Genomic DNA, 24,122 nt, shown 5'->3' on the forward strand with positions numbered 1-24,122 from the left:
GCCCACACAGATTGATAGGTTTATATTGTTAAAGAGCTTTCTTCTTTGTGACTTACATCACTTCGGAAGAGGCAGCCATTCTAGCGTTTCAATTCGAAGTGTCAAACACTTTTTTGAATTTTTTATTTCAAACTTTTCAATTCGAAATTTTGCTAGTTGGCTTTACTGATTTAGCGCTGAAGCCTTGTGGCGTCTGCCGTGTCAGTGGATGCGCATTATAGGGAGTTCTTGCTCTAGCGCAACCCCTTTTTTAAATAAATTTGGAAAAAATGACTGTTCGTTGAATTTGTATTCAAAAGCACAAAAAAGAGAGCAAATTGCTCTCTTTTTGGTCTTATTTAACTAAGTTTAGATAAATGCATAGGCATCAGCGAACATTCGATCGCTTTGCGCACCTTTATTTTGTGTAAATTGTTCGCGCGCAGCACCAGCCATTTCAAAGCGCCCTGCTATATAGATGTCATATTCTGCGAGAGAGTCAAAATCTTGCTCTACAGCCTGCAGCACATTACCGACCTTTCCTGTCCACTCTGTTGGAGCATCTTCGACAACAGGGACAAAGTGAACATTTTCATGTTTAGCTTCAATTTGCTCTAGCTCTTCTTTTGCATACAGTTGGCAATCATCACGGCCCCCCCAATACAAATGAATTTGGTTATTCAAGCTTTGAGCTACGCAGTGGTCCAGAATTGAGCGTACGTAACTAAAGCCTGTACCACCCGCAATTAAAAGAATAGGACGTTCACTTTCTTCTTGAACCCAAGCATCACCATGTGGCGCATCGATAGTAATATCACCACCGTTTGCTAGCGCGTCTTTCATTGCTTCAACAACTTCTAGAGCGTACGCATTCTGCTCTGCCGCACCAATGTGCAACTCTAGCTCACCTTCATGGCGACAAGGGCTACTTGCAATCGAGAAAGGACGTTTGTCTTTTTCACCCATCACTACCATAAGGTATTGCCCCGCTTTAAATGCCACAGGCGTTTCTGGGTGAAGTAGAATTTGATAAGTATTACAAGCTAACGGCTTAATAGACTTTACTTTACATTGGATGGTCATGGTCTTCCTCTTACTTACTCCTCAAAAGTAAGTACTAAATTACTTTCGGCTACTGCCTGACAAGCAAATATCCAACCTTGTTGCTGCTCTTTCTCTGTGAGCATGGGTTCAAGATCGTAACTTACTGTTCCTTCAAGTTTACGGCACAGACAGGCTGCACACGCTCCAACCTGGCAACGATGTGGAAAGCGTATATTATTGTTGAGCGCCGCTTCCAGTACCGTTTGCCCATCTTGCGCCTCAAAACAAATTCCTTGAGGCTGCAAGCGTATTATTTTGCTCATGATATACCGAGCTTACTCCACTTAGCATCGACTTGTGCGACTAACTGTGGGTCTTTCTTAATTGGGATACCCCACTCTCGATTAACTTCCCCAGCAAATTTATTTGTCGCATCTAACCCTAGTTTAGAACAGCGTCCGTTCTCAGCTCGAATTTGTACTGTGTCTCTGGCTGGATCCATACGAGTTGTCATCGCCCAAATCACATCATTCCAATCATGGACATCGACATCTTCATCGCAAAGGATGGCAAATTTACTGTCGGTGTGTTGCTCTAACCACGTCCAGACTTTTTCCATCAGCTGTCTTGACTGGCCTGATTGGTTCTTACGCATAGAGATAATCACAAAGCGATCATTCTGTGCTGAACTTGGCAGCGCGATATCCACCACCTCTGGGTTATCGGATTTAAACCTTGCGAGCGCCTCACTATCTACTGAAACATGAGAGATTGCATTCAGTTCTGGCGCAGTGGCGTTTTCTGCATCCCATTTAATCGTTGCGTCCATACCCATCTTCGAACCAAGACCGACAACAGGAGATGCAAAATCGAGAGAATCAATAGGCGTATTTTCTATCATGAGTGTGTCACGCACTGGCTCCATATTGTCAGCCATAGCTTTGACCACATCGTCCCAGCAACGTGCATTAACGCTCTCATCGCATACCACTACAAATTTGGTATACATAAACTGGCGTAGGAAAGACCATACCCCAAGCATTACGCGCTTAGCGTGACCTGGGTATTGCTTCTTCATGGTTACCACCGCCATTCGGTACGAGCAACCTTCTGGCGGTAGGTAGAAGTCTTCTATCTCAGGAAACTGCTTTTGCAAAATCGGCACGAACACTTCATTCAGCGCAACACCCAATACCGCAGGTTCATCCGGCGGACGACCTGTGTAGGTACTGTGATAAATGGGATCTTTACGCATGGTAATGTGCGTGATGGTAAACACGTGGTGCTTTTCTTTTTCGTTGTAGTAGCCAGTATGATCGCCATAAGGTCCTTCATCCGCATATTCGTTTGGATCGATATACCCTTCCATCACGATTTCCGCGCTTGCTGGTACTTCAAGATCGTTACTGACCGATTTGACGACTTCAGTTTTACTGCCACGTAGTAAGCCGGCAAATGCATACTCAGATAATGTATCTGGTACTGGTGTTACCGCCCCTAAGATGGTCGCCGGATCTGCACCAAAAGCTACGGATATCGGGAAAGGCTTTCCAGGATTAGTTTCCATCCAATCACGCAGATCAAGAGCTCCACCACGGTGTGCTAGCCAACGCATGATGATTTTGTTTTTACCAATCTTCTGCTGACGGTAAATACCTAGGTTCTGGCGTTTCTTATGCGGGCCACGCGTAACAGTCAAACCCCAAGTCAATAAAGGGGCCACGTCATCTTGCCAGCAACTCATCACTGGGATTTTATCGAGGTCCACATCTTCACCCTGCCAAACCACTTCTTGGCAAGGTGCTTTACGCAGCCTTTTAGCGGGCATATTGAGTACTTGTTTAAAGACGGGGATCTTATCTATCGCATCTTTAAATCCACGTGGCGGTTCTGGCTCTTTCAGGTAAGCCAACAATTTCCCCACGTCACGTAGCTCTTTAACTTCGCTACGTCCCATACCAATAGCAACGCGCTCTGGCGTGCCAAATAAGTTGGTAAGCACGGGTACGTCATAACCAATTGGGTTTTCAAACAACAAAGCAGGGCCTCCCGCTCGAAGCGTTCGGTCGCTGATCTCAGTCATTTCATAATGTGGGTCAACAGGGTGAGTAATGCGTTTCAGCTTGCCCTCTTGCTCTAAGTGGGCAATAAAGTCGCGTAGATCCTTAAAACTCATAGGCCTTCTAATGGCTGGTTAAACTCCAGGCAGTATATCAAAAAGAGGGATCATCCGATCCCTCTTTTTATTGTGGTTATTTCACGATAAGTCAGCTATTTAGCCAAAGCATTGAGAATGGCACTACTGCGAACCTTTTGGTTGTGGCTGGCTAACTCTTCAAGCCAGTTCGTGTATCCTTGACGAGCCAATTCCTGTGCGACAAACGGAGCATCATCTTTCAGCGCCATACGCTCAATCAAGAAGGCTTTTACCTCTTGATTCATCGGTTTTATCCGTGTGAGCTCTTTCAATGCGTGTTCTTTTAAACTCGGGTTTTGCGAAGCAAGCATGATCTGTTGTAGCGAGAAGTCATCGCCAACCTTAGCCAACCTCGTAAGTTCTTGCTGGCTGTTAAAATCTGCGCGCATTAGCCACACCAGTTTATACACATCCGCATCTTCACTCACTTGTGCTAAACGAACCATCACATCGGAAGATGGCAACCAACTTACAATGGCAGAGTCTGTGAACTGCTGGGTGATGCTTTTCACCGCCTCTGGAGACAAGCTATCTAGCTCACGGATAAGTAATGCTTCACGTGTTTGGACCTGATATTCACTGCCTGATAGCCAATCTTGTAGAACAAGCTCCCCTCGCTCTGCTTGCAAGACAAAATCGAGAGTTGATTGATCTTGACGCCATTGCTTGAGTAAGCGACTTGCGATGGCGGGATAGTTAAACGCGGGAACTGAAAACTCATAACCATCCCCCCGTTCTAATACTTGATAGGTAGGGACTCGTGTTTTTTGCTGCTCTACAAATAACGCCATTTTAGGGGTAAGCACAACCTGTTGCTGCTCGATTTTGTCAAGAAGCAGGTATCTAGAAACCTCTTGCTGAGGTAAAGAAAGTCGTTCGAGCGCGAAATTGAGGGAATCGATATTATCTTCAACAGCATATTGAAGTAATTGAGCGACTTTTTGGTGAATTTGCTCATCTTGTAAAAGCACTTCCACACGAGCAGGGGCCATCTCCGTTGCTGAGACGGTTGGCGCTCCTAAAAGTAATGCGGATAGGAGTACTGACGACAACATTCCTTGTTGCATGTTAACCTCCTTGTAACATTTAACTCCATTGTGCGTGTTATCAGTAGATAATGCAAACAAAAACGCCACCGGCTTAGCGGTGGCGTTTGGGAATCAAATCTTCAGTGATTACTGACGACGCATTGCATCAAAGAACTCATCATTGGTCTTTGTCATCGCGAGCTTATCGATTAGGAATTCCATTGCGTCGATCTCGCCCATAGGGTGAACAATCTTACGCAAAATCCACATCTTCTGTAGCTCATCGTTCTTCGTTAGAAGCTCTTCACGACGAGTGCCCGAGCGGTTGAAGTCAATTGCTGGGAAGACGCGTTTCTCTGCAATCTTACGGTTCAGGTGGATTTCCATGTTACCTGTACCTTTAAACTCTTCGTAGATAACTTCATCCATTTTAGAGCCTGTATCAACAAGCGCTGTTGCAAGGATCGTTAAGCTACCGCCTTCTTCAACATTACGAGCTGCACCGAAGAAACGCTTAGGACGGTGAAGTGCGTTTGCATCCACACCACCCGTTAGTACTTTACCTGAAGAAGGCACAACAGTGTTGTATGCACGAGCAAGACGAGTGATTGAGTCAAGCAGGATAACCACGTCTTTTTTGTGTTCAACAAGACGTTTCGCTTTCTCGATTACCATCTCTGCGACTTGAACGTGGCGAGACGCTGGCTCATCAAACGTTGACGCGACTACTTCACCTTTAACCAAGCGTTGCATCTCAGTTACTTCTTCCGGACGTTCGTCGATAAGAAGTACCATCAGCTCACACTCAGGGTGGTTGTAAGCAATACTTTGAGCGATGTTCTGTAGCAGCATTGTTTTACCCGCTTTTGGCGGAGCAACAATCAGACCACGTTGACCTTTACCAATTGGTGAAGCTAAGTCTAGAACACGTGCTGTGATATCTTCTGTCGAACCGTTACCACGCTCCATCACCATACGCTCATTGGCGTGCAGTGGCGTCAAGTTTTCAAATAGAATCTTGTTACGCGCGTTGTCTGGCTTATCATCATTAACTGTATTGACTTTCAGTAGCGCAAAGTAGCGTTCACCGTCTTTAGGTGGACGAATCTTCCCAGCGATTGAATCACCCGTACGTAAGTTAAAACGACGGATCTGACTCGGTGACACGTAAATGTCGTCCGGACCTGCTAGGTAAGAGCTGTCTGCACTACGCAAGAAACCAAAGCCGTCTTGCAGAATTTCTAGAACCCCGTCGCCGAAAATGTCTTCGCCGCTCTTAGCATGCGCTTTTAGGATTGCGAAGATAATATCTTGTTTTCTTAGACGAGCTAGGTTCTCTAGGCCTAGGCTTTCGCCAAGTTTAACAAGATCAGACACAGGTCTGTTCTTCAGTTCTGTTAGATTCATGGTGGTTGATGCTTGTTTAGTCAAAATAAGGATCTGTTATTTGGTTAAGATGGATTTGGTCACAGGATCGACCAAGAAGAGAACTTGTATAATTAACGTGCGATAAACTAGCACTAAATAGTAGCCTAGTCTAGATTTTGTTGATGTTCAAAAACAAAACCGTGCCTTAAGCACGGTCTTCTTTCACAACGCTTATAGGTTTGCGTCTAGGAACTCTTTTAGTTGAGTTTTAGACAGCGCGCCCACTTTCGTTGCTGCTACGTTACCGTCTTTAAATAGAAGCAACGTTGGAATACCACGGATACCAAATTTAGGTGGTGTACCTGCGTTTTGGTCGATATTTAGTTTACCGATAGTGAGTTTGCCTTCGTACTCATCTGCGATTTCGTCTAGGATAGGAGCGATCATCTTACAAGGACCACACCACTCCGCCCAAAAATCAACAAGAACTGGGCCTGCAGCATTGATTACATCGTTTTCAAAACCGTCATCAGTAAGCTGCAAAATCTTATCACTCATCTTCCACTCCAATGTGTTTTTCTGAACTGGTTGCATGATAACCAGTATTTAGATGCCCTATTGGAATGTATTTACTTTCGTATTGCAAGCTTAAGCTGATATTCTATAGCCATGAAAAAGACGCATATCACAGAGCAAAAGTTCGCCGATTTAGGTTTACACCCTCAAATTACTGAAGGTCTGGAGAAAAAAGGGTTCGAATTTTGTACCCCTATCCAAGCCTTGGCGTTGCCGGTACTGCTCACCGGCCAAGACATCGCAGGCCAAGCCCAAACGGGTACAGGTAAGACATTAGCCTTCCTGACTGCTACTTTTAACCACTTACTCACGACGTCTGAGCATGAAGGCCGTAAGCCAACTCAGCCACGCGCCATCATTATGGCGCCAACACGTGAGCTGGCGATTCAGATCTATAATGATGCTGAACCACTAATCGCAAGCACAGGTATCAAAGCTGCGCTTGCTTATGGCGGTGAAAGCTATGATAAGCAGCTCGCTAAGCTTGAAGATGGTGTTGACGTATTGATTGGTACAACGGGTCGCATCATCGATTTCTACAAGCAGCGTGTGTTTAACTTAAACCACATTCAAGCTGTCGTCCTTGATGAAGCAGACCGTATGTTCGATCTTGGCTTTATTAAAGACATCCGTTTCTTGTTCCGTCGTATGCCTGAGCCAAAAGAGCGCTTGAACATGCTGTTCTCAGCAACACTTTCTTACCGCGTTCAAGAGCTTGCTTTCGAACACATGCATAACCCTGAGCATGTTGTGGTTGAGCCAGAAGTCAAAACTGGTCACCGCATTCAGGAAGAGTTGTTCTACCCTTCTAACGAGCACAAAATGGCGCTACTGCAAACACTTATTGAAGAAGAGTGGCCAGAGCGTGCGATCATTTTCGCCAATACTAAGCACAAATGTGAATCCATTTGGGGTCACTTGGCGGCCGACGGTCATCGCGTGGGTCTTCTTACAGGTGACGTGCCACAGAAAAAACGTGAGCGCATCCTAGAGCAATTCACTAAAGGTGATGTCGATCTGCTGGTTGCAACCGACGTTGCCGCGCGCGGTTTGCATATCCCGCAAGTGACGCATGTATTTAACTTCGACTTGCCTGATGATTGTGAAGACTACGTGCACCGTATTGGCCGTACAGGTCGTGCTGGCGCAAGCGGTCACTCAATCAGCTTTGCGTGTGAAGATTACGCGATCAACCTCCCACCGATCGAAGAATACATTGAGCACACAATCCCGGTATCGGATTATGACCCAAGTGCCCTAATCGAAGATCTACCTGCGCCTATTCGCATGCGTTCAAACCGTCCGCAGCAGCGTCGCACCAATACAAGTGGATCTCGTTCGGGTAACCGTCGTCAAAACAATCGCTCTCGCCAGCGCCAACCAAAGGATTCTTAAGCGTCTATGAGCCAAGCCGTTTCATCTCCGCTTTACGCAGCCATCGATCTCGGGTCGAACAGTTTTCATATGCTCGTTGTGCGTCACATTGATGGCAGCGTTCAAACCATGGCCAAAATCAAACGTAAAGTTCGCCTTGCCGCAGGTTTAGACGAACATAACGCGTTGAGCCTAGAAGCCATGCAACGTGGCTGGGACTGCTTGAGCCTTTTTGCCGAACGCTTGCAAGATATCCCCACAGAGAACATTCGCATTGTCGGCACCGCCACATTGCGTACCGCGACCAACGTGGACGTTTTCTTGGAAAAAGCGAATCAAATCTTGGGTCACAAGATTGAAGTGATCAGCGGCGAAGAAGAAGCGGCCACCATCTACAAAGGGGTGGCTCATACCTCTGGAGGCAGTGGGCGTCGTTTAGTGGTAGACATTGGCGGCGCAAGCACCGAGCTGATTATTGGTGAAGGTTTTGAAGCCAAAGCACTAACAAGCTTAAAGATGGGCTGCGTGACTTGGCTTGAGCGTCACTTTAAAGATCGCCAGTTAACCGTCACAAACTTCAACAACGCGATTCTTGCCGCCAAAGAGACCTTACAACCAATCTTAGAGCAGTACCAAGAGATTGGTTGGGATGTCTGTGTCGGCGCCTCGGGCACGGTTCAAGCGCTACAAGAAATTATGCTAGCGCAAGGCATGGATGAGGTCATCACCCATGCCAAACTCAAACGCCTACAAAAACAGGCCATGCGAGCGGATCACTTAGAAGAGTTAGAGATTGAAGGGCTCACACTAGAGCGTGCTTTAGTGTTCCCAAGTGGCTTATCAATTCTGATTGCGATCTTTGAATTGCTAGAAATTGATTCTATGACACTGGCTGGCGGCGCTTTGCGTGAAGGCTTAGTGTACGAGATGGTGGATGAACTCAAGCAGGACGATATTCGCGCCCGCACCATTGCGAGCGTCCAACATCGTTACCAACTTGATCAAGCATATGGTGAGCAAGTGGCCCATCTAGCGCAGCGTTTACTCTCTCAGTGCCAACAGGATTGGATTGTCGAGGAGCAAGGGAAAGTGTTGCTCGAGACAGCGGCCAAACTGCACGAAGTCGGCTTAACGATTGACTTCAAAAAAGGTGGTGAGCACAGCGCTTACTTGCTGCAAAGCTTAGATCTGCCTGGCTATACTCGCGCTCAGAAACACTTACTGGGTGAGATTGCGCGTCGTTACCGAGAGCATTTGACCTCTCTACCTGAGCAGCACGCCGTGTCAGGTTCAAGTGCAAAACGCATTTTGCGCCTACTTCGCCTAGCCGTGCTACTAACGCATCGTCGTAACCCTGAGCTTGAGCCAAACATAAGCCTAAGCTCTGAGGGTGACAAACTCACCCTAACCATTGATGCAAAATGGCTAGATGCCAACCCACTGACCAGCGCAGAGCTTGAAATTGAAGCCAACCGCCAAAGTGATATTGGCTGGCCTCTTACTGTTATCGCTCAATAATGACCGCATAAAGAGAAAAGCCCGAGTGACTGTCACTCGGGCTTTTTGTTTTTGAATCTCGATTTAGAGTCGAGAGAGCACTGTTACGAATCCGAAGGCGTTACTTGCCCTCTTTTCTTATCACTGGTTTGCACCAACCACTTTAAAGTCTGGATTGACAGCAGTGAGCTTTCTCACAAGGAAGTTCAATAGCACGCCGTACATAGGCACAAACAAACCTAAGCTGATGACCAATTTGAAGCCGTAGTCCACCAGCGCGATTTCCGTCCAGTGCTCCGCCATAAAGGGATCTGGGCTCTGATAGAAAGCAATCGCAAAAAACGCGATCGTATCTAGCGCATTGCCAAATAGTGTCGAACAGGTTGGAGCTACCCACCACTGCTTTAACTGACGCAGGCGGTTAAATACGTGCACATCAAGAATCTGACCTAATAGATACGCCATAAAGCTTGCAATCGCGATACGAGCTACAAACAAGTTAAACTCCCCAAGATGGGAAAAGCCTTGGAATTGCCCTTCGAAAAACAGTACCGACAGTGCATACGACACCGCCAGTGCTGGTAGCATCACTAAGAAGATAATACGACGTGCAAGCTGAGCACCGAAAACGCGCACGGTTAAATCAGTCGCTAAGAAGATAAATGGGAAGGTAAATGCGCCCCAAGTGGTGTGGAAACCAAATACCGTAAACGGTAACTGAACCAAATAGTTGCTCGATGCAATAATGATCAGATGGAATAAAACCAATAAAAGAAGGGCTTTGCGCTGCTGCGCAGGGGTAAAGTTACTCATGCGATACCTTTTTAGTTTGGTTTGGGGGTGAGGGAACCCAAATCGACACCATCTAAGCCAACAGACAATGTCTCACCAACAATGTGAATAAAAAAACTTAAGCACTATCGAGTATGTGACTCCTAGCGCGGCGGGCGATTATACATTAACCAATTCACGCCGCAAGCAAGAGTTATTACGCAATCGTTGGCGTATTATTTTGGCGCTAAAAGCCGCGTTGAAACAGCCTTGCGAGAAAGTCGAGTTCTTCTTTTGAATCATCAATAGCCAGCGCTTCAAACCAAACACTTTCGCTGTAATGCTCTGACTTTAAGAACAGTTGGCAGCCTTCAAAATCAATCAACCATGAGTGGATATCGGCATCCCACTGCTTCTCAATCACCGACGCTGACAGCGACTTGACCAACTTCTCCGCTAGCTCAGGAAAGCTGTCAAAATCAAAACGCGGCGCCGTGATCACGATGCGTCCCTCTTGTTGCTGGTATTCAGCTAAACCAAATTCCTTTTGCGTCGAATCAACCATGATGGGTTAAGTGCTCCTGAATCAAATCTAAGAAAGGATCGGCGTATTTTTCCAACTTGCGTTGGCCCACACCGTTGACCGCCAACATTTCTCCGTAAGATGTTGGCAGAATTTCAGCCATATCAATTAACGTGGCATCACTGAACACCACGTAAGGTGGTAAGCCATCTTCATCTGCAATCGCTTTACGCAATTTGCGCAATTTGGCAAACAGCTTTTTATCGTAGTTTTTGCTGACAAGCTTGTCTGATTTGGCCGCCCTTGCTGCGGTATCTAAACGAGGCACCGCTAATTCCAATGACACTTCACCACGCAATAGCGGTCGCGCTTCTGGCGTCAGTTGCAAGGTGGAATTACGGGTGATGTTTTGAAACAGTAACCCTTTGTGGATCAGTTGACGGAATATACTCACCCAATAGTCATGGCTGTTTTCGCGACCAAGACCGTAAGTGGACAGTTTATCGTGACCGTTTTCGCGTACTCGGATATTTTGCATGCCACGCAGCACTTCGACCACATAGCCGATACCAAAACTTTGATTCACGCGATAGACGCACGAAAGGGCTTTTTGCGCCTGCTCGGTGGCATCAAAATGCTTGGGGGGATCGAGGCAAATATCGCAGTTGCCACACGGTTGCTCTCGATACTCACCAAAGTAATTTAATAGCACTTGGCGACGACAAGTTTGCGCTTCCGCAAAGGCGCTCATCGCATTGAGTTTGTGCGCCTCAACCTGCTTTTGTGGGCCATCATCTTTTTCATCCAGCATGCGACGCAACCAGCCGATATCCGCAGGGTCATACAGCATCATCGCTTCTGCGGGTAAGCCATCTCGCCCTGCTCGCCCCGTCTCCTGGTAGTAAGACTCGATATTACGCGGAATATCAAAGTGAACCACAAAACGCACGTTGGGTTTGTTTATTCCCATACCGAAGGCGACTGTCGCCACAACAATTTGCAAATCGTCACGCTGGAACGCGTCTTGAACGTACGCTCGCTCATCGGCATCCAGCCCCGCGTGATAACTCGCCGCCCGTAGACCGTTGTTGCACAGTTTTTCGGTGACCATTTCCACTTTTTTACGGCTACCGCAGTAAATGATGCCGCATTGACCACGTTGCCCTTCAAGAAAACGCACCACCTGAGAGACAGGTTTGTGCTTTTCCACTAGCGTGTAACGGATATTCGGTCGGTCAAAACTGCCCAAATAGGTGTGCGGATCATTCAGCTGCAAACGCTGCATGATGTCTTTGCGCGTTGCATCGTCAGCGGTTGCCGTCAGCGCCATCACGGGCACATGAGAGAATGCTTGTTTCAGTTGACCTAACGATGCGTACTCTGGACGAAAATCATGTCCCCATTGGGAAATGCAGTGTGCTTCATCCACCGCAATCATCGACAACGGTAGACCTTGCAGCCTTTCAATAAAGTCACGCATTAACACTCGCTCAGGGGAAACATACACGAGCTTAGTCACGCCGGCATTCATGCGATTGTACACCGCAATCAACTCTTCCCGTGGCATGGTGGAATTGATGCACTCCGCCGCGACACCATTGGCTTTTAACTGATCGACTTGGTCTTTCATCAGCGAAATCAAAGGGGAGATCACCAACGTCAGGCCGCTGCGAACAAGTGCCGGAATTTGGTAGCACAGCGACTTACCGCCACCGGTTGGCATGATCACTAGGCTGTCTTGTCCTGCCACCGCAGATTCAATCACTTCCAGTTGACCATCGCGGAACGTTTGATAACCAAACACCTCCTCCAAAACACTTTGTGGAGTGAGGATAGGTTCAGATTGTTCAGCTAACAGTGTGGCAGTCATTGAAATCTCAGTTAGAGGGTGATGTGCAGAAGAGCAAAACGCTAATTGTAATTGGGATTGATGGTGAATAAAACTGCAAATTACTAGGTGATTATCAGAGTCATTCGTATACTGGATGTTTCATTTTGTAAACGAAGTGTTGGGAACCGACCGATGACACTAGAAGAACAACAAAGAGCTCGGCAAGGGGTACTGCTTGCCATCGGAGCCTACACCATGTGGGGTATCGCCCCTATCTACTTTAAAGCCATCAGCGATGTCTCTCCACTTGAGATCTTAAGTCACCGCGTGGTCTGGTCTTTTGTTCTGCTGGCTTTCTTACTCCATATCGGCCGTCGTTGGCGCGGGGTTCGTGACGTACTTCGCTCAAAAAAGAAGATGGCGTTTCTCATCTCGACCTCACTCTTGGTCGGGGTTAACTGGCTGATTTTTATTTGGGCAGTCAACGCCAACCATATGTTGGATGCCAGCTTAGGCTACTACATTAACCCACTGATCAATGTATTACTCGGCATGCTGTTTCTTGGCGAACGACTCAGAAAGCTTCAGTGGTTTGCGGTAGTGCTCGCTGCGTGTGGCGTGTTGGTTCAGCTGATAGCGTTTGGCTCAGTCCCAACCGTGGCAATCGCGCTTGCTCTCAGCTTTGGCTTTTATGGCTTGCTACGTAAGAAAGTGAGCTTGGATGCGCAAACTGGATTGTTTATCGAAACTCTTATCATGTTACCTGCTGCCGCCATCTACCTAGTTTGGATTGCAGATAGCGTCACATCTGATTTGCTGAGCAACCCAATGACACTCAATCTGTTACTGATTTCCGCAGGTGTCGTTACAACCTTGCCACTGCTTTGCTTTACAGGCGCAGCAACACGATTGAAGCTATCAACACTGGGCTTTTTCCAATACATTGGCCCAAGTTTGATGTTTTTACTCGCCGTCTTGGTCTACGGTGAAGCCTTCACGGCAGACAAAGCCATTACCTTTGCCTTTATCTGGGGTGCCTTAGTCATCTTCAGCTTTGACGGCCTTAAAACGAATCGACAAACACGTAAAGCCGCTTTGGCTAAGTGATCGTTTTTTACAAGACATACTCGAACAGTCGCGCTAAGCTTGGTGAAATATTCGCCAAGCTTTTTTGTATTTATGGATAAGGTTCAATACCAAACAGTACCCAATCAAGAGATAGGTTTGATCGACGCAAACTACCGAACGTTTGCCTTTCAACGCCACTATCATCTTGATTTCCATATTGGCCTTATCACTCAAGGTGAGCAGAAATTTCATTATCAAGGTAACTCATATCATGCAGGAAAGGGGCAAATCGTCTTAATGCCACCTGACGAAATGCATGATGGGCAATCCAAGCTCGACTCAGGTTACCAAGTGAAAGTCTTCTCATTGGATCCACACTGGCTTAGTGATCTTGCGGATCTAAAACGATCGTCCGACATGGTAGGATTTAACCAGTTGGTGATTAACGATACCTTTTTATTCAATACCTTAGTCGAACTACACCAGAGCCTAGCAAATCCTAGCCTCAGTCAACTCGCACAAGACTGTTTACCCTATGAAGGTTTTGCTCGGTTATTTGAGCAGTATGGGGCGAAGGAGCAAAAAAGCGTCGTGCCACTGGGCAATCAATCGGTAGCGACACTCAAAGAGTACTTGATGGCGAATCTTGACCAACCCGTCAAACTGGAGCAGTTATCGACCTTATGCCAGTTGAGCCCCACTCAATTTCAACGCCACTTCAAGGCAAAAGTGGGCTTAACTCCATACGCTTGGCTAAGTCGCTTGCGCCTCGAGCACGGCATGAAACTTCTCAAGAGTGGAGTCTGCGGTACCGATGTCGCTCACCAAATCGGCTTTTACGATCAAGCCCACTTCAGCAAAGCATTTAAAGCCACCTACGGCGTCTCCCCTTCTCAAGTTGGCTAGTGCCAATAATTTACAATTCCTCATGCAATGAATTTGGCACACTAAGCGAAATTTCGTATTAAACAGTGACTACCATGAGTGAAATCACCATCCTTGCAACGTTAGCAACCGTCCACTTCATTGCCCTTATGAGCCCAGGCCCAGATTTTGCCCTCGTCGTACAAAACGCAACACGCTATGGTCGCCAAACCGGTTTGTACATCGCACTAGGGCTATCTTGTGGCATTTTGCTCCACTCAATTTTGAGTTTAACGGGCGTCAGCTACTTAGTGCATCAGCAACCGACTCTGTTCGCTTTGGTACAAATTGCCGGCGGCAGCTACCTGTTTTACTTGGGTTATGGCGCCTTAAAAGCAGCTTGGGTAAGTTGGCAGCGCGAGCCCGCAAGCACAACCCATATCGAAGCTCCCCAACTGCTACTCAGTAACAAACGCCAAGCCTTCTCTCGTGGTTTTGCGACCAACATCCTCAACCCAAAAGCGTTGGTCTTTTTTGTGAGCCTCATGTCATCACTGGTTCCTGCGACGATGTCTCTGAGTGGAAAAGGGGCCGCGCTCGCCATTTTGTGGATACTCTCTTTAGCTTGGTTCTCATTTTTGGCTTGGGCGCTGTCCACCCAACGGATGCAGCGCAAGTTGCAGGCGATCACCCTTTATATTGATGGATTGTGTGGCGTGATCTTTTCACTCATTGGGGCAGGTATTTTGTGGCAATCGGCAAGCAGTTTACTGATTTAGCCTCCACAACCTTGGCGAATAGTTAGTCACCAATCCTGCTTTTAGAGGCATTTTTATTCGCCGAAGAGTGAATTTGTGTGCAAAAAAACGTCATTATTGGATGTCAGTGTGAGAGGTTTGATCAACGATCACCCCGAAGCCTTGTGCGAGATCTCTTACAAGTGAGTGAGCAAAAATAGCTTTTTAGCTAAGAGTAATATCACTATAAACACATAAACCACTGATTTAGATGACTTTGTACAAAAATAACCCAAAGAGATTATTAGGAAATCGTTTTCGTCATATTGCTGAAATCTACCACTGGCGTAATATGAACCTTGTCGGAAGGATGCTGACACGGAACAGGAAATTACCACGGATTAGGTAATCTTCAGGAAGAAGATACGGTTGCTTAGGATGAGTAATCGGCACGGATAGCAAATTGGACATTGAACGGACGCAATAGTGACTAGGATGGTTGCTACTAAGGAAGGGAAATGGACACCTCTGGACGAGGCAAGGAACGATCATCAGGATGATGAAAGGGACACCGCTCAGGGAACAAGCGAAGTGAGCTAACGAGGATTGTTAGTGGACCAGGATAGGGTCAAGGACACCGCTAGGATGGCGAGAAAAGGACTAAGCTGAAGGACATCAGCATACTATCAAGGATTTGATGCATGGAGCACTTTTAGTAGCCGGATTGCTGCGAGTAAGACTATAACCCCGATGGGCGCAAGCCCTCGGGGTTTTTCTTTATCTTTTCTCTACATAAGTGAACTAGCTGCTGCATTGGCTGGGCTTTCACTTTCAACCAGCCCCATCACATCGGTTTACTATGCTCAGGGGTCTCGCTTGATTGCCGCCTCGTCTAAAGCTCAAACATTTTGAAAAATCACTTACAGAAACTACAACTTTTCTAATTTAGCGTACGCCGTTACCAGCCATTTGATCCCTTCGCCGTTAAAAGCGACTTGAACTCGGCTTTGCGGGCCACTGCCTTCAAAGTTGATGATGGTACCTTCGCCAAATTTCGGATGCATAACGCGTGAACCCAAACTAAAACCTGTTTCATTGAAGTTCTCTTTCACCACAGTTTGGCTAAAGCGGCCCGAACTGGTTGGTCTGCTTACCTGCGCCTTCATACGTACTTCATCCAGACAGGTTTCTGGCAACTCACGGATAAAACGTGACGGCTTGTGGTACTTATCTTGACCGTACAAGCGACGCATTTCCGCGTAGGTGATGTAGAGCTTTTCCATTGCACGAGTCATGCCCACATAACAAAGGCGACGTTCCTCTTCCAAGCGGCCCGCTTCTTCCGCAGACATCTGGCTTGGGAACATCCCCTCTTCGACACCGACCATAAAGACCAATGGAAACTCAAGGCCTTTAGCGCTGTGTAGCGTCATCAGTTGGACGGCATCCTCAAACTCATCCGCTTGGCCTTCTCCCGCCTCTAAAGCCGCGTGAGTTAAAAACGCAGTCAATAGCGTCATCTCCTCCGCTTCTTCTGGTTTTTCAAATTGGCGGGTTGCCGTAACCAGCTCTTCCAAGTTCTCAATACGCGCTTTGGACTTTTCACCTTTCTCTTGCTCGTACATGGCGAACAGACCCGAATACTTGATCACGTGGTCGGTTTGTTCATGCAGCGGCATTTCACAGGTGTCATCTTCTAGTGCGTTGACCAATTCAACAAAACGGCTCAGGGCACCTGCAGCACGGCCAGCCAGCACTTTATCGTCTAACAGGCGAATGCTCGCTTCCCACATCGTGCAGCCTTGATCTCGGGCGGCAAAACGAATCGTTTCTAAGGTTTTATCACCCAAGCCACGTGTCGGAGTATTCACAACACGTTCAAATGCTGCGTCGTCGTTGCGGTTGGCCATTAAACGCAAGTAACTCAGGGCATCTTTGATTTCTTGACGTTCGAAGAATCGCATTCCGCCATAGATTCGGTAAGGCAACCCCGCTTGGATTAGCGCTTCTTCTAGAACACGTGACTGGGCGTTGTTGCGGTAGAGCATGGCGGCATCATTCAAAGCACCGCCTTTGTCTTGCCACTCTTTCACTTTGTTGACGGCAAAGCGTGCTTCATCAAGCTCGTTGTAAGCCGAATAAACCGAAATAGGCTCACCTTCTGCGCCTTCCGTCCACAACTCTTTACCCATACGTTCCGTGTTATTGGCGATCAGAGCATTCGATGCTTCAAGGATGGTTTTGGTTGAGCGGTAATTTTGCTCCAAACGAATGGTATTCACGCTTGGAAACTCTAAGGTGAACTTCTCGATGTTTTCGATTTTAGCGCCACGCCAACCATAGATAGATTGGTCGTCATCCCCAACAATCATTACATGCGAATCTGGCCCTGCCATCATACGCAACCAAGCATATTGGATGTTGTTGGTATCTTGGAATTCGTCAACCAGAATGTGCTTAAAGCGCGCTTGGTAATGCTCACGAATGTGCTTTTTATCGCGCAGAAGTTCATGGGCACGAAGTAGAATTTCGGCAAAGTCGACTAAGCCCGCTCGGTCACATGCTTCTTGGTACGCGGTGTACAATTGGAGATAAGTTTTGGTGATCGAATCGCCATAGGCATCAATGTGATTCGGGCGAAGACCTTCATCTTTTTTGCCGTTAATCCACCAGCTGACCTGGCGTGCCGGCCATTGTTTCTCATCCAGATTTTGTGCCTTAATCAAGCGGCGCAGTAAGCGTTGCTGATCGTCACTGTCGATGATCTGGAAGTCTTCTGGCAGCTTGGCATCAAGGTAGTGAGCGCGAAGGATTCGATGGCAAATACCATGGAAAGTCCCGTTCCACATCCCAGAGGCACTGCCCATCATTAACTCTTCAATACGACCACGCATTTCTGCCGCGGCCTTGTTGGTAAAGGTCACCGACATGATAGAAAACGGTGATGCCTGCTCAACCGACATTAACCAAGCAATGCGGTGCACTAGTACTCGTGTCTTACCACTTCCCGCACCAGCAAGGACAAGTAAGTTTTCTAGAGGGGCGGCAACGGCTTCACGCTGTTTATCGTTCAGACCATCGAGGAGTAATGAAGGATCCATTCTGTGCTCAGCTACTGGTTATCTATACATGAAAAGTGATTATAACCTAAACAGCCTCCGCATTTCAGAACAAAAACAAGAAAAATTTACGCGATAAAAGTCGATATAAATTAACCACTTAAATAAAAATAAAAAATGGTTCAGTGGTTTTCGATAAATTTTTTGAAAGTTTTTTCATCCCCTTTCTATCTTGTTTAGTAAGCAAGTTGCTGGAAAAACAACCGCCACTTGCCCACATAAGTAAAGGAATTAAGTCTGAGGATAATACAATGAAAAAATCGAATCTTGCTGTTACTGCTGCTGTTACAGGTTTACTGGCTCTAGGTGGTTCAATGTTGACTGCTGCTCCTGCGCTAGCGGCAGAAAAAGAGAAATGCTACGGCGTCTCTAAAGCGGGCAAAAACGACTGTGCAACCAAAACCAGTTCATGTGCTGGTACTGCAAAAGAAGACAATCAAACTGACGCGTTTGTGGTTGTCCCTAAAGGACTGTGTGGCAAGTTGACGGGCGGCAGCACTCAATCTTCATAACACCTATTGTCTGTCCGTAAGGTAAACGGTTTAGGCTCAACAAGCCGTTTACCTTCCCCCACTCGCCAAGGATTCGCCCGTGAAAAATCATAACTATCACAACCATATTGGTGTGGGGTTGCGAACACCACACTTGGATTATTTTACCCACCAGAAGCCTGCGCTCTCTTGGTTAGAAATCCACAGCGAAAACTACTTTCGTCCTTACTCAGCCGCTCGCCAGCAACTGCGCCAAATCGCCCAAGACTACCAAATCAGCTGTCATGGGATTGGTTTATCTTTAGGCAGTGTTGCTCGGGTAGATAAAACACACCTTCAACAACTCAAAGGCTTAGTCGATGAGTTAGAGCCGTTTCTTGTCTCTGACCATTTAAGCTGGAGTGAAAACGGCGGTCACCACTTCAATGACCTGCTGCCACTTCCCTACACCGTTGAAGCGCTAGACGTTTTTTGTCGTAACGTCGCGGAAGTGCAAGACCACTTACAACGCCCAATCCTGATAGAGAATCCGTCAAGCTACGTTAAGTTTGCCCATTCCACCATTCCTGAGTGGGAGTTTCTTGCAGAGGTTCAGCGTCGCACTGATTGTCGACTTCTATTGGATTTAAACAATATTCACGTTTCCGCTTTCAATCACGGCTTCGATACCCAGACCTATTTGGATGCGATTCCGGCTGAGCGTGTGGATGAAATTCATTTGGCAGGATTCACCATCAAACAGCTAGAGAAAGGTGAAGTCTGGATTGATACCCATAGCCAACCAGTCAGTGACGAAGTTTGGCAACTCTACACACAATGGCTATCGCAACACGGATCTCGCCATACGCTCATCGAATGGGATCTCGATATTCCGAAGCCTGAGGTTTTGCTCGCGGAAGCTGGCAAAGCGAATGATTATCTGCACCAGCATCTTGAAGAAAGTCAGCCAAGGAGAGCGTCATGACTCTTTCCCTAGCCCAGTTACAACATCAATTTGCCAAGGCGCTGCACTACCAAGCAACCGGTGAAGAGTGTGAGATAGTCAGCGACCACTTTACCGCTGATGAACGTATGCAGATTTATCGCAACAACTTCATCATTGGCTTGAGTGAAGTTCTAGAGGCGACGTACCCCATGGTTTGCGCTTTGGTTGGCGAAGAGTGCTTTGGCCAATTAGCCCGCCAGCATGTGCTTGCCCACCCATTGCAAGTCGGGGATGTCAGTGACTACGGAGAGCATTTTTCGCACACTATCGAGCGCTTCCCTGCGGTTGTTGAAGCTGCGCCTTATGCCGCCGATGTCGCCCGTTTCGAATGGTGTATCGATATGGCTCAGCAGCAACAAGGCAATGTATCTGCGCCAGACACTCTATTGCCTTTAGCCAAGTTAGCCGAGGTAGAGCCGATGCAGCAAACCTCAATTCATCTACATTTGTGGCCAGGTGTGATGCCATTTCAATCCCAATATGCGCTATTTGCGCTAAAAACGGCCATTGAGAGCAATCAGTTTGATGATTTGGTTTTAGATAAGCCTCAACAGGGCGTGATCTGCTGCTCCCAACAGGGTGAAGTGTGGATGCAGCCTCTCGACGATGAGGCTTTTGAACTGCTGCAACACCTGCATTCTGGTCGCACCTTGGGTGAGATACCACCTCATACACTTCAACACCTAAATTATTTTGTCGAAAGCAACATGGTTGCTGGATTTTCGCTCGCGCGGTAAGGGGACACGATGTCTGAATCTATAAAAAACATGCTCAATCACTACGATACTCTGATCGAAAAATCGCAGTCGGTTGTGGTGCCATTACTTTTGCTTTTTTGTCGAGTGTGGGTCGCTTGGGTCTTTTTCAATGCGGGCTTAACCAAAATATCGACATGGGATAGCACACTATTCTTATTTGAATATGAATACCAAGTTCCGTTACTACCTTGGCAACTGGCGGCTTATTTGGGAACGGGGGCTGAACTTATCTTGCCTATCTTTGTTGCGTTAGGCTTGTTGACAAGACCCACCGCGGCGATGCTGTTTGCGTTCAACATTATTGCCGTCGTCTCTTACCCGGTATTATGGGAGCAAGGCTTTTATGACCACCAGCTATGGGGATTAATGATCCTAATCGTTGTGGTATGGGGACCAGGACCACTATCCGTTGATAAGTTATTACGTGGAAAGCTGGCTGGTTAGTTGCCGTCGTTCAAGTCTTCTTTGACTGAATTCACGGCATCACGTGAGGCATGGCCAATGGCTTTGGTGGTGTCTCGCGTTGCATGACCAATGGTTGTCGCAGCATCACGAGTCGCATGACCAATTTCCGTACCTGCTTGCTTTAACTCCGCACAACCAGACGCACCTAATAGTACTAATGCGCTCAATACAAACATCTTACCTAGTTTCAGCATATAACCTCCTTGCGTACTAAGGTGATTATCATATCAATAAAAAACGCCCCTGACTCAATGAATCAGGGGCGTTTTATGATTGCGACTAAAACAAATTAAGCGCTGATACCCGAGTGGCGCAATAACGCGTCAATTTGTGGCTCACGACCACGGAAGCGTTTAAACAGCTCCATCGGCTCTTCACTGCCACCCATTTCAAGGATGTTGTTTAAGAAGCTTTGACCGGTTTCCGCGTTGAAGATGCCTTCTTCTTCAAAACGTGAGAAAGCATCCGACGACAGCACTTCCGCCCATAGGTAGCTGTAGTAACCCGCGCTGTAACCACCAGCAAAAATATGGCTAAAGCTATGCGAGAAACGGTTCCACTCTAGACTTGGCAGCACCGCCACTTTCGACTTCACTTCAGCTAGGGTTTCTAAGACACGAGGTCCTACTTCCGGATCAAATTCCGTGTGCAGCGTGAAATCAAACAAGCCAAATTCTAACTGACGCAAAATAAACATCGCTGATTGGAAGTTCTTCGCTGCCAGCATCTTATCCAGCATCTCTTTTGGCAGTGGCTCACCCGTTTCAAAGTGACCCGAGATAAACGCCAGCGCTTCTTCTTCCCAGCACCAGTTTTCTAGGAACTGGCTTGGCAATTCAACCGCATCCCACGGCACGCCGTTGATGCCCGATACCGCACCGGTATCCACTTGCGTCAACATATGGTGAATACCATGACCAAACTCGTGGAATAGCGTCACCACTTCATCATGGGTGAACAGCGCAGGCTTGTCTCCCACTGGGCGGTTAAAGTTACACGTCAGATACGCCACAGGCGATTGCAGTTCACCTTGAGCATTGATACGACGCACTCGACACTCATCCATCCACGCGCCACCGCGTTTATGTTCACGAGCATACAAGTCTAGGTAGAAGCTGCCACGCAAGTTGTTGTCAGCATCGAAAATATCGAAAAAGCGCACTGACTCATGCCAAGTATCCACGCCTTCACGCTCTTGAACCGTCATGCCGAAGACTCGTTTTAGCACTTCAAACAGACCGCTCACGGCTTTCGACTCAGGGAAGTAAGGACGCAGCTCTTCATCCGAGATTTGGAACAGGTGCTGCTTTTGTTTTTCGCTGTAGTAAGCGATGTCCCACAAGTTAAGCTCTTCCACACCAAACTCGGCTTTAGCGAATTGGCGCAGCTCTTCTACCTCACGCTCGCCTTGCGGTTTCGCTTTGCTCGCCAAATCATTTAAGAAACCGAGTACTTGAGAGGTATTCTCTGCCATTTTGGTTGCTAGAGACTTCTCACTGTAGGTATTAAAACCAAGCATACGAGCAATCTCATGGCGCAGCTTGAGCTGTTCATTGATGATTTCTGTGTTGTCCCACTCACCTGCTTTCGGACCTCGGTCTGACGCACGCGTTACATACGCTTCATACAACTCTTTACGTAACTCTTGGTTATCACAGTACGTCATCACGGGTAAGTAAGACGGGATATCAAGCGTGAGCAAATAACCCTCAAGCTCTTTGGCTTCTGCCGCGGCTTTGGCTGCCGCTAGCGCTGACTCTGGCATACCCGCGAGCTCTTTCTCATCTGCAACATGCTTAGTCCAACCCATAGTGGCATCTAGCACGTTGTTAGAGAATTTAGAACCTAGCTCAGACATACGTTTGCTGATCTCACCATAACGGTGCTGCTCATCCGCAGGCAAGCCTATGCCCGACAGTTCAAAGTCGCGTAGCGAATCGGTGATGGTTTTCTGCTGCGCTTGGCTCAGTTTTGCAAACGCATCGCTCGCTTTGATCGCTTTGTACGCTTCGAACAGTCCTTTGTGCTGACCAACCCAAGTACCGTACTCAGAAAGTAATGGCAGGCAGCTTTCGTATGCTTCACGCAGCTCATCACTGTTGACCACTGAATTCATGTGGCTCACCGGAGACCAAATACGACTTAAGTGATCATCCACCTCTTCGATAGGCGCCACAACGTTCTCCCAGTTTGGCGCGGTATTGTTTTCCAGTACCGAGTCAATTTTAGCGCGGCACGCCTCGATAGCTTGCTCTACCGCAGGCTTAACGTGCTCAGGCTTAATCTGTGAAAACGGGGGAAGATCCGTGAAAGTCAGTAATGGGTTAGACATAAAGCATTCCTTTTGATTCAAAGACGTTCTTCAGCGACATCTTTTATTTCTGTTAGATACTAAATATAGGTAGGTTCAGCAATTTTCAATAGTAACGTATACTAAGAGCCATCATTCATCATGCTCTTTGCACCTATTCTGAGAGAAATATTTTGTTAAGTTACCGCCACAGTTTTCACGCAGGCAACCACGCTGACGTGATTAAGCATATTGTTCAAAGCCTTATCTTGGATTCTCTAAAGCAAAAAGATAAGCCTTTTGTTTACCATGACACGCACTCTGGCGTTGGTCGCTACGATTTGACTCACGAATGGTCAGAGAAAACCGGTGAATACAAGCAAGGCATTGCCCGCGTGTGGGACCAAAAAGCGATTCCTGCTGAGCTTCAAGGCTACCTTGACGCCATCAAAACGCTCAACAACGGTGACACTCTACGCTACTACCCTGGCTCACCACGAGTCGCACGCGCGCAAATTCGCCCGCAAGATCGCATGGTTCTAACCGAACTACACCCGGCGGATCACCCATTGCTAGAACAAGAGTTCCATCGCGATCGCCAAGTAGCCATCTATAAAGAAGATGGGTTCAAGCGCCTAAAAGCGAGCTTGCCACCGCAAGAGCGCCGTGGTTTGGTGTTGATTGACCCACCTTACGAACTGGCAAAAGAGTATCGCGATGTGGTGCAAGCGATCTTCCAAAGCTACAAACGCTGGGCAACGGGCATTTATGCGATTTGGTACCCAGTGGTCAACCGCTGTGACATCGAAGACATGATTGAAGGCTTGGAAGGGTTAGGCATTCGCAAAATTCTACAAATCGAACTTGGCGTCGCCCCAGACACCAACGAACGTGGCATGACGGCATCGGGCATGATTGTGATCAACCCACCGTGGAAGCTAGAAAGCCAAATGAATGAAATTTTGCCATTTTTGAAGGAAGCGATTGCACCAGCAACCGGTCACTTCAAAGTGGAATGGATTGTTCCGGAATAATCGATTTCTAGACGGCAGAGCCAAAACGCTCTGCTTTATCGCTAAATGTCATAACGACACGCACTTTTTCCCATTGGGAAATCGATGATGGTCGATTTATGATAAGAGATAAGGACAGCTATG

At 47.3% G+C, this 24,122-nt stretch carries 22 protein-coding genes; 10 read left to right on the plus strand and 12 right to left on the minus strand.

Annotated features, from left to right (window positions below; all coding sequences use genetic code 11):
• Positions 1–348 precede the first annotated feature (348 nt).
• From fre to trxA, 6 genes are all read right to left on the minus strand, one after another.
• The gene (gene fre, locus RJ47_RS04235; RefSeq protein WP_038193155.1) at positions 349–1,062 is read right to left on the minus strand and encodes an NAD(P)H-flavin reductase; all 714 of its coding nucleotides are present in this window, start codon (positions 1,060–1,062) and stop codon (positions 349–351) included.
• A gap of 14 nt (positions 1,063–1,076) precedes the next feature.
• Positions 1,077–1,346, minus strand: a complete 270-nt coding sequence (locus tag RJ47_RS04240) for a 2Fe-2S iron-sulfur cluster-binding protein (protein ID WP_038139759.1) — start codon at positions 1,344–1,346, stop codon at positions 1,077–1,079.
• Positions 1,343–3,199: a 4-hydroxy-3-polyprenylbenzoate decarboxylase gene (gene ubiD, locus RJ47_RS04245; protein WP_039481806.1), complete on the minus strand. Its 1,857-nt coding sequence runs from the start codon at positions 3,197–3,199 to the stop codon at positions 1,343–1,345. Before ubiD ends, RJ47_RS04240 begins: the two co-directional genes overlap by 4 nt.
• Before the next feature lie 95 nt (positions 3,200–3,294).
• A complete protein-coding gene (locus tag RJ47_RS04250) occupies positions 3,295–4,287 on the minus strand; it encodes a hypothetical protein (protein ID WP_038193152.1) in 993 nt (330 codons plus the stop codon).
• A 108-nt stretch (positions 4,288–4,395) separates the two neighbouring features.
• Positions 4,396–5,655, minus strand: a complete 1,260-nt coding sequence (rho, locus tag RJ47_RS04255; protein ID WP_005475035.1) for a transcription termination factor Rho — start codon at positions 5,653–5,655, stop codon at positions 4,396–4,398.
• Positions 5,656–5,847: 192 nt separating this feature from the next.
• On the minus strand, positions 5,848–6,174 hold the full coding sequence (gene trxA / locus RJ47_RS04260; protein ID WP_038139762.1) for a thioredoxin TrxA: 327 nt from the start codon (positions 6,172–6,174) through the stop codon (positions 5,848–5,850).
• Positions 6,175–6,285: 111 nt separating this feature from the next.
• Here trxA and rhlB point away from each other — a divergent pair, with 111 nt between their 5' ends.
• Positions 6,286–7,587 carry an ATP-dependent RNA helicase RhlB gene (rhlB, locus tag RJ47_RS04265; RefSeq protein ID WP_039481808.1) on the plus strand — a complete coding sequence of 434 codons (1,302 nt, stop codon included), beginning with the start codon at positions 6,286–6,288 and terminating at the stop codon, positions 7,585–7,587.
• 6 nt (positions 7,588–7,593) lie between these two features.
• Entirely contained in the window at positions 7,594–9,084 is a 1,491-nt protein-coding gene (gene gppA / locus RJ47_RS04270; RefSeq protein WP_039481813.1) for a guanosine-5'-triphosphate,3'-diphosphate diphosphatase, read from the plus strand.
• A 120-nt stretch (positions 9,085–9,204) separates the two neighbouring features.
• Here the strand turns inward: gppA and RJ47_RS04275 are convergent, their stop codons facing one another.
• From RJ47_RS04275 to recQ, 3 genes are all read right to left on the minus strand, one after another.
• The gene (locus tag RJ47_RS04275; protein ID WP_038139764.1) at positions 9,205–9,876 is read right to left on the minus strand and encodes a 7-cyano-7-deazaguanine/7-aminomethyl-7-deazaguanine transporter; all 672 of its coding nucleotides are present in this window, start codon (positions 9,874–9,876) and stop codon (positions 9,205–9,207) included.
• Positions 9,877–10,081: 205 nt separating this feature from the next.
• A complete protein-coding gene (locus tag RJ47_RS04280; protein ID WP_039478968.1) occupies positions 10,082–10,399 on the minus strand; it encodes a DUF3630 family protein in 318 nt (105 codons plus the stop codon).
• Positions 10,392–12,227 carry an ATP-dependent DNA helicase RecQ gene (recQ, locus tag RJ47_RS04285; protein WP_039478971.1) on the minus strand — a complete coding sequence of 612 codons (1,836 nt, stop codon included), beginning with the start codon at positions 12,225–12,227 and terminating at the stop codon, positions 10,392–10,394. The genes RJ47_RS04280 and recQ overlap by 8 nt, the downstream gene beginning before the upstream one ends.
• Before the next feature lie 153 nt (positions 12,228–12,380).
• Between recQ and rarD the strand changes: the two genes are divergently transcribed.
• The 3 genes from rarD (at position 12,381) to RJ47_RS04300 (ending at position 14,899) form a co-directional block, all read left to right on the plus strand.
• Positions 12,381–13,295 carry an EamA family transporter RarD gene (rarD, locus tag RJ47_RS04290; RefSeq protein ID WP_039481816.1) on the plus strand — a complete coding sequence of 305 codons (915 nt, stop codon included), beginning with the start codon at positions 12,381–12,383 and terminating at the stop codon, positions 13,293–13,295.
• A 72-nt stretch (positions 13,296–13,367) separates the two neighbouring features.
• Positions 13,368–14,162, plus strand: a complete 795-nt coding sequence (locus RJ47_RS04295) for an AraC family transcriptional regulator (protein ID WP_039481818.1) — start codon at positions 13,368–13,370, stop codon at positions 14,160–14,162.
• A gap of 74 nt (positions 14,163–14,236) precedes the next feature.
• The gene (locus tag RJ47_RS04300; RefSeq protein WP_039481820.1) at positions 14,237–14,899 is read left to right on the plus strand and encodes a LysE family translocator; all 663 of its coding nucleotides are present in this window, start codon (positions 14,237–14,239) and stop codon (positions 14,897–14,899) included.
• Positions 14,900–15,786: 887 nt separating this feature from the next.
• On the opposite strand, the gene uvrD is transcribed toward RJ47_RS04300, so the two are convergent.
• Entirely contained in the window at positions 15,787–17,958 is a 2,172-nt protein-coding gene (gene uvrD / locus RJ47_RS04305) for a DNA helicase II (protein WP_039481821.1), read from the minus strand.
• A gap of 269 nt (positions 17,959–18,227) precedes the next feature.
• Here uvrD and RJ47_RS04310 point away from each other — a divergent pair, with 269 nt between their 5' ends.
• The 4 genes from RJ47_RS04310 (at position 18,228) to RJ47_RS04325 (ending at position 20,654) form a co-directional block, all read left to right on the plus strand.
• On the plus strand, positions 18,228–18,488 hold the full coding sequence (locus RJ47_RS04310) for a DUF2282 domain-containing protein (protein ID WP_005475027.1): 261 nt from the start codon (positions 18,228–18,230) through the stop codon (positions 18,486–18,488).
• 79 nt (positions 18,489–18,567) lie between these two features.
• Positions 18,568–19,431 carry a DUF692 domain-containing protein gene (locus RJ47_RS04315; RefSeq protein ID WP_039481823.1) on the plus strand — a complete coding sequence of 288 codons (864 nt, stop codon included), beginning with the start codon at positions 18,568–18,570 and terminating at the stop codon, positions 19,429–19,431.
• Complete coding sequence (locus tag RJ47_RS04320) at positions 19,428–20,189, plus strand: DNA-binding domain-containing protein (RefSeq protein WP_039481826.1); 762 nt, start codon at positions 19,428–19,430, stop codon at positions 20,187–20,189. Before RJ47_RS04315 ends, RJ47_RS04320 begins: the two co-directional genes overlap by 4 nt.
• Positions 20,190–20,198: 9 nt before the next feature.
• Complete coding sequence (locus RJ47_RS04325) at positions 20,199–20,654, plus strand: DoxX family protein (protein ID WP_039481829.1); 456 nt, start codon at positions 20,199–20,201, stop codon at positions 20,652–20,654.
• Here the strand turns inward: RJ47_RS04325 and RJ47_RS04330 are convergent.
• Both RJ47_RS04330 and prlC read right to left on the minus strand, forming a co-directional pair.
• Positions 20,651–20,869: a hypothetical protein gene (locus tag RJ47_RS04330; protein ID WP_043887271.1), complete on the minus strand. Its 219-nt coding sequence runs from the start codon at positions 20,867–20,869 to the stop codon at positions 20,651–20,653. The genes RJ47_RS04325 and RJ47_RS04330 overlap by 4 nt on opposite strands.
• Positions 20,870–20,964: 95 nt before the next feature.
• Positions 20,965–23,007 carry an oligopeptidase A gene (gene prlC, locus RJ47_RS04335; RefSeq protein ID WP_039481832.1) on the minus strand — a complete coding sequence of 681 codons (2,043 nt, stop codon included), beginning with the start codon at positions 23,005–23,007 and terminating at the stop codon, positions 20,965–20,967.
• Between the two features lie 152 nt (positions 23,008–23,159).
• On the opposite strand from prlC, the gene RJ47_RS04340 reads away from it, so the two are divergent.
• A complete protein-coding gene (locus RJ47_RS04340) occupies positions 23,160–23,999 on the plus strand; it encodes a 23S rRNA (adenine(2030)-N(6))-methyltransferase RlmJ (protein WP_039481835.1) in 840 nt (279 codons plus the stop codon).
• Positions 24,000–24,122 lie beyond the last annotated feature (123 nt).

The organism is Vibrio sinaloensis, assembly GCF_000808535.1.
Lineage (GTDB): Bacteria > Pseudomonadota > Gammaproteobacteria > Enterobacterales > Vibrionaceae > Vibrio > Vibrio sinaloensis_D.

Coding starts and splice junctions, on each gene's coding strand:
- fre (WP_038193155.1), bottom strand. CDS start 1,062: ATGACCATCCAATGTAAAGTAAAGTCTATTAAGCCGTTAGCTTGTAAT.
- RJ47_RS04240 (WP_038139759.1), bottom strand. CDS start 1,346: ATGAGCAAAATAATACGCTTGCAGCCTCAAGGAATTTGTTTTGAGGCG.
- ubiD (WP_039481806.1), bottom strand. CDS start 3,199: ATGAGTTTTAAGGATCTACGCGACTTTATTGCCCACTTAGAGCAAGAG.
- RJ47_RS04250 (WP_038193152.1), bottom strand. CDS start 4,287: ATGCAACAAGGAATGTTGTCGTCAGTACTCCTATCCGCATTACTTTTA.
- rho (WP_005475035.1), bottom strand. CDS start 5,655: ATGAATCTAACAGAACTGAAGAACAGACCTGTGTCTGATCTTGTTAAA.
- trxA (WP_038139762.1), bottom strand. CDS start 6,174: ATGAGTGATAAGATTTTGCAGCTTACTGATGACGGTTTTGAAAACGAT.
- rhlB (WP_039481808.1), top strand. CDS start 6,286: ATGAAAAAGACGCATATCACAGAGCAAAAGTTCGCCGATTTAGGTTTA.
- gppA (WP_039481813.1), top strand. CDS start 7,594: ATGAGCCAAGCCGTTTCATCTCCGCTTTACGCAGCCATCGATCTCGGG.
- RJ47_RS04275 (WP_038139764.1), bottom strand. CDS start 9,876: ATGAGTAACTTTACCCCTGCGCAGCAGCGCAAAGCCCTTCTTTTATTG.
- RJ47_RS04280 (WP_039478968.1), bottom strand. CDS start 10,399: ATGGTTGATTCGACGCAAAAGGAATTTGGTTTAGCTGAATACCAGCAA.
- recQ (WP_039478971.1), bottom strand. CDS start 12,227: ATGACTGCCACACTGTTAGCTGAACAATCTGAACCTATCCTCACTCCA.
- rarD (WP_039481816.1), top strand. CDS start 12,381: ATGACACTAGAAGAACAACAAAGAGCTCGGCAAGGGGTACTGCTTGCC.
- RJ47_RS04295 (WP_039481818.1), top strand. CDS start 13,368: ATGGATAAGGTTCAATACCAAACAGTACCCAATCAAGAGATAGGTTTG.
- RJ47_RS04300 (WP_039481820.1), top strand. CDS start 14,237: ATGAGTGAAATCACCATCCTTGCAACGTTAGCAACCGTCCACTTCATT.
- uvrD (WP_039481821.1), bottom strand. CDS start 17,958: ATGGATCCTTCATTACTCCTCGATGGTCTGAACGATAAACAGCGTGAA.
- RJ47_RS04310 (WP_005475027.1), top strand. CDS start 18,228: ATGAAAAAATCGAATCTTGCTGTTACTGCTGCTGTTACAGGTTTACTG.
- RJ47_RS04320 (WP_039481826.1), top strand. CDS start 19,428: ATGACTCTTTCCCTAGCCCAGTTACAACATCAATTTGCCAAGGCGCTG.
- RJ47_RS04325 (WP_039481829.1), top strand. CDS start 20,199: ATGTCTGAATCTATAAAAAACATGCTCAATCACTACGATACTCTGATC.
- RJ47_RS04330 (WP_043887271.1), bottom strand. CDS start 20,869: ATGCTGAAACTAGGTAAGATGTTTGTATTGAGCGCATTAGTACTATTA.
- prlC (WP_039481832.1), bottom strand. CDS start 23,007: ATGTCTAACCCATTACTGACTTTCACGGATCTTCCCCCGTTTTCACAG.